This window comes from Bacillus sp. AP50, assembly GCF_040492675.1.
Taxonomy (GTDB): Bacteria; Bacillota; Bacilli; order Bacillales; family Bacillaceae_G; genus Bacillus_A; species Bacillus_A cereus.
Genome location: NZ_JBEUTW010000152.1, coordinates 1 through 13,509 on the forward strand (window position 1 = coordinate 1; position 13,509 = coordinate 13,509).

Sequence of the window (13,509 nt, forward strand, 5' to 3'; positions counted from 1 at the left end):
GTATAAAATCAATCGATGATTAACATTTTTTTTGTTTTTTTTCTTTTGATTTTTCAATTTTGGTACACGATCTTGTAGTTTAATCACTTTACTATTATTCATGTACGATCCCCCTATGTAACATAAAGAACGGCATGTTCCTCATGCCGTTCTTATCTTCTTATTATAACATAAATGATAATGAGCGGAACGAATAACCGTTATCTTCCAATGATTTCTACTTCTGTGTGCATATCTACATCAAATTTATCCTTAATTGTATGTTTTATTAATTCAATTAAAGACAATACATCTTGCGCTGAAGCTCCCCCGGTATTAACAATAAAATTGCCATGCATTTCAGAAATTTGAGCTCCACCAATCCTATAACCACGAAGCCCTGCTTTTTCTACTAAATCTCCTGCAAAATGTGGGATTGGATTCCGAAATATACTTCCTGCACACGGATGATTCCATGGTTGCGTTTCACGGCGGTAGTCTTTATTATTTTGCATGCTACGTACAATTTCTTCACGTTTTCCCGCCTGTAATTGAAACTCCGCTTCTAAAACAATACCAGGACGTTTCGTTTGCAATACAGATGACCGATAAGAAAACTCCAGTTCTTTATTCGTTAACCAGGCAATTGTACCGTCTTCAAACAGAATGAGAGCCTTCGATAATACACTCGATATATCCGATTTATGTGCACCTGCATTCATATATACTGCACCACCGACACTTCCTGGAATACCGCTCGCAAACTCCAATCCAGCTAACCCTTGACGACTAAGTAAAGTTGACAATTTAATAAGAGGATATCCACTACCAACTCTTACCTTATGTTTTTCGACCTCTAAGTGATCTAATCCTTCTCCTAAACGAATAACAACACCTTCTATGCCTTGATCAGATACAAGAAGGTTTGAACCGCGACCAATTACAGTCCACTTCGTTTTGTATTGCTTTACTAACTGTAATGTTTTTTCAATACCGGCTACATGCTTTGGCACAATTAAAATGTCCGCTGGTCCACCTATTTTCATAGTTGTATAACGTGCTAACGGCTCGTTAACTAAAACACGACCAACGTCTGCTTCTATAAGCTCATTTACTAATTGTTCCATAGACAATCTCCCCCATATTAAGTCTCCTTATGACAATAATATGCAGGGCGTTCATCTAACGTTATCCCGCTATTTACGGGCAGTACAGCTCTTAAATCAAAATTCGGCGATAACAAAGAAATTAGGCGGAATCAGGATGTCAGTAAACATCCGATTAGTGAAAGATAATAATCAACGAGAGAGAATCACTCCCCACTGATTAGAGCCTCACTTTATTTTTTTACAAGCTTATTCATTACTTCATACAGCTTATTTGCTGCATCTGGAATACCTAGTTGCTTAGCCGCTAGCTTCATATTTTGTAATGTTTGTGCATTCAATAAAATCTCATCAATATCACGAATAAGCGTTTCAGCTGTTAAATCTTTTTCAAGTAACATTTTTGCCGCTCCTTTATCAACAACTGAACGTGCATTCTTTTCCTGATGATTATTTGTTACATATGGACTCGGTATTAACACACTTGGTTTTCCTAACGCTGTTAATTCTGCAAGTGTTGTTGCCCCAGCCCTTGAAACAACAAGGTCTACACCAGTTAGTACCTCTGGCATATTATGAATGAACGGCTTAATAATAACATTGCTTGGGTTCCCTTTTTGCTTCACGGCTTCCATCACTTTATCATAATGTACTTCACCCGTTACATATAGTATTTCGTAGCTTTTGTTCCCAAACTGTTCAATTGCTTCAACGAAGGCATCGTTAATCGGTCTAGCCCCACGACTTCCACCAAATATAAGTACAGACTTTTTAGGAAGAGAAAGCCCAACTGAACGTTTCCCCTTCATTCCATTTTGATCCATTACCTCTGATGCTCGTGGATTACCTGTCATTACCACTTTTGACTCTGGAAAATGCTCTATAGCTGCTTCAAAACAAACAGCAACTTTATCAACATAACGGCTTAAAAACTTGTTCGTTACACCTGGTACACTATTTTGTTCATGTACAATAGTTGGAATACCTAATTTGGCTGCAGCGTATACAACTGGTCCACATACATATCCACCCGTTCCAATTACAATATCCGGATTAAAACGACGAATATATCGTTTACTATCCTGTACACCTTTTAGAAAACGCATTACTGTTTTCACATTATCTAATGATATTTTTCGTTTAAATCCACTTATAACAATAGATTGAAATGGTATACCTGCTTTTGGAACGATTGTACTCTCTAGTCCATTTTCCGTACCAATATATAAAAATCTTGCTTCTGGATTTAACTTTTTTATTTCTCTAATTAAAGCAAGAGCTGGATAAATATGACCACCAGTACCCCCACCACTCACTAATACACGCACTACTAACTCCTCCGCTTCTCTTTTCTTATTTCCATTATATTTATTTCTATATACATATTGCATTTTTACACACATACGAAAAACCCTGTCTTATAAACAGGGTTTAGTAGCGAGAATGGCGACTTATATTTAATAATACACCTACTGCCATTAACATTAATGTCAAACTTGATCCACCATAACTTAAAAACGGCAAGGTAATACCCGTAACAGGCATCAGTCCTGTTACAACACCAACATTAATCATTACTTGAATCGCAATCATCGCCACAATACCTACTGCTAAAAACGTACCATATAAATCTGGCGCTCCTAATGCGATACGAATCCCGCGCCATAATAATAGACTAAATAATAATAACACAAATGAACCACCAATAAAACCTAATTCCTCGGATAAGATCGCAAATATAAAGTCAGTTTGCGGTTCAGGTAAATAAAGAAATTTTTGTCTACTTTGTCCAAGTCCAAGCCCAAATAATCCACCAGGTCCAATTGCAAGTAATGATTGGATAATTTGAAATCCACTTCCGAGCGGATCTGACCACGGATCTAAATATGATGTAATGCGTTTCATTCGATACGGTGCTGATGCAATTAACCCTACAAATCCTGCTACACCAATCAAACCAAACATTGCAAAGTGAAAGACCCTCGCTCCCGAAATGAATATCATAATGATACATGTCCCAACCATTACCGTTCCTGTCCCAAGGTCTGGCTGTAACATAATCATCCCAAAAGCAAGAAACACAAAACTAAGGGCCGGTAATAAACCACGTTTAAAAGATGTAATCAATTTTTGCCGTTCTGCTAAAAACTTTGCCAAGAAAATAATCATCGCAAACTTCATAAATTCTGACGGTTGAATCGAAAATGCTCCGATTCCAATCCAACTTCGTGCTCCTCCTCGAACAAGACCTACTCCAGGAATAAGAACGAGAATAAGAAGAATGAAGCAAACTAGCAAAATCAATTTTGAATACGTACGCCACACCCAATAATCAATTTTCATAATAAAAAACATAGCTACTACACCAAGACCCGCAAACAGTAATTGTCTTTTTGCAAAAAAGAATGAGTCCCCCATTTTATAAGAGGCCCAAACTGCACTCGCACTATAAACCATAATCATTCCGATTGTCAACAATGAAAGTGTTACGATGATGAGAATAAAATCAGGCGTTTTCTTCATTACCCACAAACACCACCTCTTTAGGCAGAAACTTTTGCCCTATGTAACAAAACATCAGTAGGTGTTAGCCTACTGATGTTTTGATTTACTTTATATAAGTTTATGCACAGCTTGTATAAAAATGTCTCCTCTTTCTTCAAATGTTTTAAATTGATCCCAGCTTGCACACGCTGGAGAAAGAAGAACGACATCGCCATCTTTAGAATGAGCATAAGCTTTCACCACTGCTTCATCTAAAGTATCGACACTTTCAATTATATCTAATCCCGCTTTTTCTGCCGCTCTTACTAGTTTAGGAGCTGTTTGTCCAAATGTTACAATCGCTTTTACATTTTTGAAATACGGAATTAAATCATCGAATTCATTTCCGCGATCAAGCCCACCTGCTAGTAACACAATCGGTTGTGTAAACGCAGATAGTGCTTTCTCAGTCGCTAACATATTCGTTGCTTTTGAATCGTTATAAAACTTACGGTTGTTAATCGTTGTTACATATTCTAAACGATGTTTTACACCCGTAAAACGTTTTAACACGACCGTAATTGCTTCATTAGAAGTACCTAATAATTTCGCAATACTCATCGCAGCTAAAATATTTTCTAAATTATGTTGACCAGGTAAAACGATATCGCTTACTTCAACAACTTTTTCACCTTTGAAATAAAGAGCGTTATCTTTTATACACGCGCCATCTTCAATTTCTTTCGTTGTCGAAAACAGGATTTTTTGACCTTTAGAATACGCAGACAAAGCCATCACATCTGCATCATCCGCATTTATTACACTATAATCATTTTCTGTTTGGTTTTTAAAAATATTTGCTTTCGCTAAACCATATTCTTTCTTCGTCCCATGATAATCTAAGTGGGCCTCAAATAAATTTAAAAACGCAGCAATTTTAGGTTGGAACAATTCTACTCCCATCAATTGAAATGATGAAAGTTCTGTAACTACAACTTCATTTTCTTTTGCATCCTGTGCTACTTCACACGCTACAGTGCCAATGTTCCCTGCAATTACAGGATGCTTTTGTCCTTCTTTTAGCATTTCAAATGTCAGCATTGTCGTCGTCGTTTTACCGTTAGACCCCGTAATCCCAACAAATGGTGCTTCTGAAATACGATATGCTAATTCAACTTCCGTAACAATCGGAATTTGCTTTTCTTTCGCAGCAACTAATATTGGATTAGAATACGGGATTCCTGGATTTTTTACTACAAGAGAAATATTTCTCTCTAATAATTCTAAAGGATGACCACCGCATACAACGTCCATTCCTTTTGCTTGTAATTCTGCAGCAAGTACATTCTCTGCTAAAGGCTTTCCGTCATTTACAATAACATTTGCCCCTAACTTTTGTAACAATGTAGCTGCTGCATAACCACTTTTTGCAATGCCTAATACAAGAATATTCTTATTTTGAAATTCAGTTACAGTTTTCAATTACATCCACACCCCGATATAAATTCCTAACACAGCTAATAAAAATCCTGCAGACCAAAACGTCACAACAACACGCCACTCTGACCAACCACATAATTCATAATGATGGTGTAATGGACTCATTTTAAAGACACGTTTTCCTGTTGTTTTAAATGAAATGACCTGAATGATAACCGATAAAGTTTCCATTACGAATACTCCGCCGATAATTACAAGTAGCAATTCTTGTTTTAATAAAATCGCTACAGCTGCAATGGCTCCACCTAAAGCTAATGAACCTGTATCTCCCATAAACACTTTTGCTGGATTCGCATTGAATACTAAAAATCCAAGTACAGCTCCTACAACTGCCATACAGAATATCGCCACTCCAAATTGCTCTTGTGCCACAGCAATAATACTAAATGCTCCAAATGCAATAGCAGCTGTTCCTGATAATAAACCATCTAAACCGTCAGTTAAGTTAACTGCATTTGATCCACCAATAAGCATAAATAGTACAAGTACGAAATACGCCCAACCTAATTCAAACTTAACATCCGTTCCCGGAATCATGATGTATGTGTGGAACGCTTGCCCTTTTCCAATTAAAAAGAATGCAATAGCAATAACAAGCTGACCTACTAATTTTTGTTTTGATGTTAAACCAAGATTTCTCTTCTTAACTACCTTTATGTAGTCATCTAAAAATCCAATCAAGCCGTAACCAAACGTCACTAATAGTAATAACGAAACCTCTGCACCTAAATAATTAAACTTAATCGCCATAATAAGTGAAGTTACCATCATAGATACGTATATGACGATACCACCCATTGTCGGTGTCCCTGATTTTTTTTGATGTGACTTTGGTCCCTCATCACGAATACTCTGTCCGAACTTTAATTTTCTTAAAAATGGAATAAACAATGGCGAAAGGGCAACAGAAATTAAGAATGCTACCCCAGCCGTTACTAATAAACCTTGCTCAAGCACATGTAGTCCTCCTCTCACGTTGTTACTCTTCGTTGCTTAAACGCCCTTTAATTGCTTCTTTAGCAACTTCACGATCATCAAAATGATGAACTTCTTTACCAATAATTTGATACGTTTCATGACCCTTACCAGCAATAATAATGATATCATCTGCTTTCGCTTTAGTGATTGCATGGTGTATCGCTTCTTTTCTATCAATAATCACTTCATAATTTTTCCCACTTGCACCATGTACCATATCATCTAAAATAGCCGCTGGATCTTCACTTCTTGGATTATCTGATGTGTAAATTGCATGAGTTGCATATTTTGTTGCAACACTTGCCATTATCGGTCTCTTCGTTCGGTCCCTATCGCCGCCACAACCAACGATACAATACACATCACCTTTTGCAAATTGTTTTGCAGTTTTTAATACATTTTCTAAACTATCCGGCGTATGTGCGTAATCAACAATAACTGTATAATTTTGTCCTCCATCAACAACTTCAAAACGCCCTGGAACCCCAGCTAGTTCTTTTATAACAGCAATGATTGTTTCTAATTTCACACCCGAAACAAGTCCTGCTGCTGTTGCTGCAAGTACGTTATATACATTAAATTTACCTATTAATCTCATCGTAACATTTACACTTTCATATGGTGTGACAAGCGTAAATGTAGTCCCGCCACTCGTCATAACGATATTTTTTGCCATAATGTCACTTGTTGTATCAATACCATATGTTACAACTGTTGCTGCAGTACTTCTCATATACTCTTCTGTTACATTATCATCGCTATTCAGCACAGCGTACTTTTCACGATTATGATTATAACTATTGCCAAGCTGTGCAAATAGTAACCCTTTTGCATGTTTATATTCTTCCATCGTTTTATGATAGTCTAAATGATCTTGTGTTAAATTCGTAAACACCGCTACATCGTAATCACATCCGTGTACACGACCAAGATCTAACGCATGTGACGAAACTTCCATTACCGTGCTGTCCACACCTTGTTCAACCATTTTTGAAAACGTCTGTTGAAGTGTTAGTGCATCTGGTGTTGTATTTTTCACCTCAAATGTTTCATCACCGATTTTCATATTAATCGTTCCAATTAGCCCTGTTTTATGACCATGTGCTCGCATAATCTCATCCATAATATGCGATGTTGTTGTCTTTCCATTTGTACCTGTAATTCCGATTAAATGTAACTTGTGTGTCGGTTGACCATAAAAATAATCAGCTAAAACCGCTAACGAACGAAAAGTATTTTTCACAAGTACAACTGGAACGTCAACATCAATTGGTCTTTCCGCAACAATAGCAGCCGCTCCTTGTGCCGCTGCTTGCTTAGCAAAATCATGGCTATCAACCGTATATCCTTTCATACATACAAATAAGCTTCCCTCTTTCACTTTACGTGAATCAGCTTCTATAGATGTGATTTCTGGATTTTCTTTTGGAACAACTGGAAAATCATGCAAACATGATACAAGTGTATGCAACTTCATTTCACTAAACCCTCTCTACATTGTTTATTTATCTTTTTTCAGTAAGCAACACATTACCTCCTATATAAGGAGGTAAGTGCTACTGACCTATTTATGAATGAGACACTTACTGTCTCAAATTAAGTAACTGTTCTATAAAGAACTCACTTCCACCAATTGTACCATAAAACGTACTACGTTACCTTTAATTCCCGAAGTAAATTCTAATTTTTGAGCCTTCTTTTACTTTAGCTCCCGCTTCTGGTGATTGTTTAATTACTTTCTCTCCATCTCCACTTATATCAAGCTTCAAATCGACGAGTTGTGTTTGTAAGTCTTTCTTTTTCATTCCAATTAAATTCGGAACTTCCACAGTTGGTGTATCGCCCCATTTATATTCTTTCTCAACTTGTTCTTTTCTCGGTTTCACTCCCATAACAGGAAGCGCATCTCGAAGGATATTCCCGACAATCGGAGCTGCTACCACTCCACCAAACTGTGTAACCCCTTTTGGATTATCAACAGCTACATACACAACAATCTCTGGATCATCCGCTGGAGCAAATCCGATAAAAGATACTATATAATTATTCTCTAAATATTTACCATCCTTCACCTTTTGAGCAGTACCCGTTTTTCCACCTACGCGATATCCATCAATATAAGCACCTTTACCAGAACCTTTCGCTACAACATTCTCTAATGCATAACGAACTTTTTCTGAAGTTTCCTTGGAAATAACTTTTCTTTTCTCAACAGGTGTCTTTTTACTAACAACTTGATTATTTTTCGGATCAATAAACTCCTTAGCTATATACGGCTGATACAATGTTCCACCATTTACAGCCGCCGCTACAGCTGCTACTTGTTGAATCGGCGTAACAGAAACTCCTTGGCCGAATGAAGTTGTTGCTTGCTCTACTGGACCAACTTTATCTAAATTAAATAAAATCCCACTGCCTTCACCTTGCAAGTCAATTCCAGTCTTCTGCCCAAAACCAAAATTACGAATGTATTTAAATAATCGGTCTTTACCAAGGCGATCACCAAGTTCAATAAATCCCGGGTTACATGAGTTTTGAACGACTTCTAAAAACGTTTGACTGCCATGACCTCCTGCTTTCCAGCATTTCAATCTAGCTCCACCTACTTCAGCTGCTCCATCATCATAAAACGTATCCTTCTCTAAGTCTACTAAATTTTCATTCAATGCTGCAGCTAATGTAATGATCTTAAATGTTGAACCAGGCTCATACGTACTCCATACAGGTAGATTTCTGTTATACACTTCTGGAGAGACACTTTGAAAATCCGCTGGGTCAAAACTCGGTCGACTAGACATCCCTAAAACTTCACCATTTTTAGGGTTCATTGCAATCGCAATCATACCGTCAGGATTATAAGTTGACTCCGCAATATTCATTTCTCTTTCCATAATCCTTGTAATACGCGCATCGATTGTTAATCCTAAATTTAAACCGGCTTCTGGCTTTTTGAAATCATCACCAACATTAGGCATCCTTTGTCCTTTCGCATCTGCAAAAAAACGCACATGACCTTTGTCCCCATTTAGCTCTTTATCATAATATTTTTCTAGTCCCATAAGACCTTGGTTATCGCTACCCGCAAAACCTAATACATGTGATAAAAAGTTTCCAAACGGATAGTACCGGATAGAATCCTCTGCGATATACACGCCCTTCAGACTTAATCCTCGTACTTCTTTCGCTTTGTCATGTGATATTTTCCTTCCGCCTTTATCTAACCTTACAATCGATTCTTTTTTTGTAATCCTTTTATAAATCTCATCTTTTTCCACACCTAATACTGCAGCTAACTTCTCTGCAGTCTCCGCTGGTTTTTCAATTTGCCTCGGTACAACAAAGACAGTTGGAGCACTTTTATTCGTGGCAAGTTCCACACCATTTCGGTCTAAAATTTTCCCACGTTCGGGTTCAAAAGTAATATTACGACTCCATGAATCTTTCGCACGATCCGTTAACATATTCCCAAGAAAAAATTGCACATATCCAAGACGAATATCGATAATCGTGAAAATAAGTATACCTGATATAAGTATAAAAATAAGTCGTTTTCTAACTGTTACATTTGATACACGCATATTGGAACAAGCCTCCCTTACGCCTAGCTTGTTCCAATATATGCTTGTACTTATTTAATTAGAACTTATTCTCTTTTACCATTACGGCTTTTCTGCTTCTTGCTGTGGTTCGAGTGGCGGTACGAGTGTGACACCTAATTCTGTACCAGGTTGTAATAATGTTCCTTCCGCCACACTTTGTTCTGTTACGTATCCTGTACCAGAAGGTTTCAAGTTAAGCTGTAATGTCTTCGCTAAATTCATAACATCACGCAGTGCCCATCCTTGTATATTTGGCATTGTAGGCTTATCTCCTACCAAGAAGACTCGGTCGCCTTTTAATGTTTGTTCAGTCGCTTTCGGTACTTGTTGCTGTACTTTCCCTTCACCTAGTACGATTGGACGAAGTTTTGCTTTATCAATCGCTTTCCCCGCTTCAGCCATCGTTTTACCATTTACATCCGGAACAGTAGTTTGTTGTTCTTTCAGATGTTTTTTCGGATCTTTAACTTCATTTGGCTTAATCTTTAAATACTCTAAACTATTTTTTGTTACATATTTAAAAATATCAGCTAACGGTTGTGCACCGTTCTCATCATCTTTTAATTTAGGCTGTTTAACAGCTACATACACAACAAGTTGTGGATCGTCCATTGGTGCCATACCTAAGAATGAGAATATATAATTCTGTCTCCCTGTCATATAGCCGCCTTTTCCATCCGGAATTTGCGCTGTACCTGTTTTACCACCAACTGAATATCCATCAATTTTATAAGCTGTCCCTGTACCTTTCGGAGATGTAACAACACGTTCTAATAATTGTCTTACTTGCGCCGCTGTTTCCTTTGTAACAGGTTTTCCTACTTCTTCTGGCTTATGTTCTAATTTTACTTTGTCTGTTATCGGATCTACAATTTTATCAATTGCATAAGGTTTCATCATTTTCCCATCATTTGCAATGGCCGTTGCAGCTTGTACAAGCTGAATTGGTGTTACAGTGGAACCTTGTCCAAAAGCTGTTGTCACTTGTTGTATTTGCTGATCAAATAAAATTGTATTCGATCCTTCACCTGATAAATCAATGTTCGTTTTTTCATCTAATCCAAAACTATGAATATATTTTCGGAAACGTTCTGGACCAAGTTTTTGATCTCCTAAAATTGCAAACGCTACGTTTGAAGAACGCTCTACCCCTTCATCAAACGTGATAGAGCCCCAACCAGCACCACCGTTATGATCTTTTATTTTCCTATTTCCGACTTGATATGTCCCGGACTGATAATAATCTTGGCCTTTGTACACACCTTCATTAATAGCTGCCGCTAACGTGAAAATTTTCATTGTTGATCCAGGTTCAAATGCATTGGCAATTGCGTCATTGAAGAAATATTTAATTTGACGATCATTAGGGTCATAACTAGGTTTAGTAGACATCGCTAATATTTTCCCAGTTTTCGGATCTGCAACAATCCCTATTAAACTTTCTGGCTCATATTGCTTACTTGCTGCTTTCATCGCGTCTTCTAAATAACTTTGGACACGTTGATCGATTGTTAAATAAGCGTTATCTCCATTTTTAGGTGCCTTTACATTAACTTTTCCCCCATCAAGGGACACACCTTTACGATCACCTGTATATGCTACTTCTCCGTTCGAGGCACTTAAGTATTTATCCAAGCTTTTCTCTATGCCAAATTGACCTACCGAGGTTCCATTCTCATTTGGTTTTGCATGACCTATAACGTAAGATGCAAAATCACCGTTTGGATACACCCTTGCATTTTCTGTAATAAAAGATATTCCCGGCAACTTCAACGCTTCTATTTGTTCCTTCTTTTCTTTCGTCAAATCCTTGCCTAACGTTCCAAATTCGACTTGACTTCTACCTTCCTTATTTAAAGAAGCTAAAATATCCTCTTCGCCTTTTCCAAGTACTCCTGCAATTTTCTTTGCAGTATCTTCTTTATTCTCAACTGAGTTAGCACCTTTTAGTGCAGCTACCATTTTGTAAGAGTTTGCGTCTTGCGCTAACACATGACCGTTTTGATCATAAATGGTTCCTCTGTTCGCTTCAAGAACTCCTTTTTTACTATGCTTTTGTTTAGCAAGTGCATCTAAATCCTGATTATGAACTGTTCCTGTTGATTGTATGTAAAAAAATCGGGCTAATAACAGCAAAAAGAGCAGGAGGAAAAATATCATAAAATAACCTGCTCCCTTATTGGTATGAAATTTAGTCATATTCTTCTTCATCGTTCCTTCACACCTATTGCCTTATTTGAGGCCTTTCACATTATTCGCATTAATTTCTAGCCCGTGTTTTTTTGCAACTTCAGCGATTCGTTCATAGCGACTTAACTTCTCTACTTCAGCTTGTAATTCTTGATTTTCTTTTTGCTGCTGTACAATTTTTTCTTCTATCGTCGCTGCTTCTACATTAACTTGATAAAGGCCTGCTTTATTTCCAATAAACGCGACACAGGCATACAATAAAAAGCCAATAAACGCTACATACAACAGTTTTTCGATTCTTGTAATTTTCGCTTTAACCTTCGGCTTAGCCATCTGCTGTGGGGGCGTTTGAATTTGCACCTCTTCTTGCGCTTGTTGTTTGTACTTTACAGCTAAATTAGTCATACCTCTCTCTCCCTTTTATCGTTTTTCAGCGATTCTCAACTTCGCAGAACGCGCACGATTATTTTCTTCTAGCTCTATATCAGAAGGTAAAATCGGTTTTCTTGTAATAAGCTTTAATTTCGGCTTAAATTCATCAGGAATAATCGGTAATCCTGGCGGCAATTGTGGCGTTGTACTATTTCGCTTAAACGTTGTTTTACAAATACGATCTTCTAATGAATGGAATGTTATAACACTAACTCTTCCACCTGGCTTAACCATCTCAATAGCAGATTCCAATGCTTCTTCAAATACTTTTAATTCATCATTTACAGCTATACGAATTGCCTGAAACACTCGCTTAGCAGGATGCCCACCCGTTCTACGAGCTGGAGCCGGAATACCTTCTTTAATTAGCTCTACTAATTCTCCTGTCGTTTCAATAGCTTTATTCTCACGATAAGCTTCAATTTTTCTTGCAATTTGTTTTGAAAATTTCTCTTCACCGTATTGGAAGAAAATCCTTACAAGTTGTTCATATGACCAGCTATTTACAACATCATACGCTGTTAATGGGGCATCTTGATCCATCCGCATATCTAGCGGTGCATCATGATGATAACTAAAGCCTCGTTCTGGTGTATCTAATTGTGGGGATGAAACACCTAAATCAAATAAAATACCATCTACTTCTGTTATACCTATTTCCTGCAGTTTTTCAGCTAAATAACGGAAGTTACTCTTTACTGTTATAAACTGTTCACCGTATGAAGAGAACTTTTCTTTCGCGTTTTGAATCGCTATCTCATCTTGATCAAACGCTATTAATTTTCCACCTTCAGTTAATTGGGATAATAAATAAGAACTATGTCCTCCTCCCCCCAGTGTACAATCTACATATGTACCATCTGGCTTTATATCTAAGCCGTCTACTGTTTCCTTTAAAAGCACTGTTACGTGTTTAAACATTGTTGCACCTACTCTTTTTCCAATTAATTATGTTGAATGTATCCCTTCCTCTAAACACATATTTCACGCTTAGAGAATGAAATAATACGAAAGAACGACTCATTTAACTTACCAACAAAGGCAACATACTATACAAATCGCTATTTTCTTTTATTATATACTAAATTTTATCATCTTTTGCGGGAATTTAAATAAAAAACTGTCGAAAAAGCGAATAATACGTTTACATTTTGTGCTATTTTGTCATATATTTAAGTATCCAACACAATTGCCATATCTAACATTTTTTGATTGATAATTCAGAAAAACATCACTTCACA

At 37.1% G+C, this 13,509-nt stretch carries 10 protein-coding genes and 1 pseudogene; all 11 read right to left on the bottom strand.

Annotated elements, in window-relative coordinates:
* Positions 1-102: pseudogene (locus ABWK52_RS13265) on the bottom strand (cell division protein FtsQ); the annotation flags it as partial.
* Between the two features lie 98 nt (positions 103-200).
* Entirely contained in the window at positions 201-1,106 is a 906-nt protein-coding gene (gene murB, locus ABWK52_RS13270; RefSeq protein WP_000437021.1) for a UDP-N-acetylmuramate dehydrogenase, read from the bottom strand.
* Positions 1,107-1,318: 212 nt separating this feature from the next.
* Complete coding sequence (murG, locus tag ABWK52_RS13275; RefSeq protein WP_021728036.1) at positions 1,319-2,413, bottom strand: undecaprenyldiphospho-muramoylpentapeptide beta-N-acetylglucosaminyltransferase; 1,095 nt, start codon at positions 2,411-2,413, stop codon at positions 1,319-1,321.
* A 103-nt stretch (positions 2,414-2,516) separates the two neighbouring features.
* Positions 2,517-3,608, bottom strand: coding sequence for a stage V sporulation protein E (gene spoVE / locus ABWK52_RS13280; RefSeq protein WP_098283102.1), 1,092 nt, complete (start codon positions 3,606-3,608; stop codon positions 2,517-2,519).
* Between the two features lie 90 nt (positions 3,609-3,698).
* Positions 3,699-5,051, bottom strand: coding sequence for a UDP-N-acetylmuramoyl-L-alanine--D-glutamate ligase (gene murD, locus ABWK52_RS13285; protein WP_000860116.1), 1,353 nt, complete (start codon positions 5,049-5,051; stop codon positions 3,699-3,701).
* Positions 5,052-6,026 (bottom strand): phospho-N-acetylmuramoyl-pentapeptide-transferase, encoded by a 975-nt coding sequence (gene mraY, locus ABWK52_RS13290; protein WP_000893060.1) that lies wholly within the window; start codon positions 6,024-6,026, stop codon positions 5,052-5,054.
* Between the two features lie 22 nt (positions 6,027-6,048).
* Positions 6,049-7,524: a UDP-N-acetylmuramoyl-L-alanyl-D-glutamate--2,6-diaminopimelate ligase gene (murE, locus tag ABWK52_RS13295; protein ID WP_098541590.1), complete on the bottom strand. Its 1,476-nt coding sequence runs from the start codon at positions 7,522-7,524 to the stop codon at positions 6,049-6,051.
* Positions 7,525-7,708: 184 nt separating this feature from the next.
* Complete coding sequence (locus tag ABWK52_RS13300) at positions 7,709-9,625, bottom strand: stage V sporulation protein D (RefSeq protein ID WP_001266237.1); 1,917 nt, start codon at positions 9,623-9,625, stop codon at positions 7,709-7,711.
* A gap of 81 nt (positions 9,626-9,706) precedes the next feature.
* Positions 9,707-11,857, bottom strand: a complete 2,151-nt coding sequence (locus ABWK52_RS13305; protein WP_000739958.1) for a penicillin-binding protein — start codon at positions 11,855-11,857, stop codon at positions 9,707-9,709.
* 21 nt (positions 11,858-11,878) lie between these two features.
* The gene (ftsL, locus tag ABWK52_RS13310) at positions 11,879-12,241 is read right to left on the bottom strand and encodes a cell division protein FtsL (RefSeq protein WP_000182804.1); all 363 of its coding nucleotides are present in this window, start codon (positions 12,239-12,241) and stop codon (positions 11,879-11,881) included.
* 15 nt (positions 12,242-12,256) lie between these two features.
* Positions 12,257-13,189: a 16S rRNA (cytosine(1402)-N(4))-methyltransferase RsmH gene (gene rsmH, locus ABWK52_RS13315; protein WP_000472508.1), complete on the bottom strand. Its 933-nt coding sequence runs from the start codon at positions 13,187-13,189 to the stop codon at positions 12,257-12,259.
* Positions 13,190-13,509 lie beyond the last annotated feature (320 nt).

Bases quoted from the DNA above. Each gene is read 5' to 3' on its own strand.
- ABWK52_RS13300 (WP_001266237.1), bottom strand. From the start codon at position 9,625: ATGCGTGTATCAAATGTAACAGTTAGAAAACGACTTATTTTTATACTT.
- murB (WP_000437021.1), bottom strand. From the start codon at position 1,106: ATGGAACAATTAGTAAATGAGCTTATAGAAGCAGACGTTGGTCGTGTT.
- ftsL (WP_000182804.1), bottom strand. From the start codon at position 12,241: ATGACTAATTTAGCTGTAAAGTACAAACAACAAGCGCAAGAAGAGGTG.
- murE (WP_098541590.1), bottom strand. From the start codon at position 7,524: ATGAAGTTGCATACACTTGTATCATGTTTGCATGATTTTCCAGTTGTT.
- rsmH (WP_000472508.1), bottom strand. From the start codon at position 13,189: ATGTTTAAACACGTAACAGTGCTTTTAAAGGAAACAGTAGACGGCTTA.
- ABWK52_RS13305 (WP_000739958.1), bottom strand. From the start codon at position 11,857: ATGAAGAAGAATATGACTAAATTTCATACCAATAAGGGAGCAGGTTAT.
- spoVE (WP_098283102.1), bottom strand. From the start codon at position 3,608: ATGAAGAAAACGCCTGATTTTATTCTCATCATCGTAACACTTTCATTG.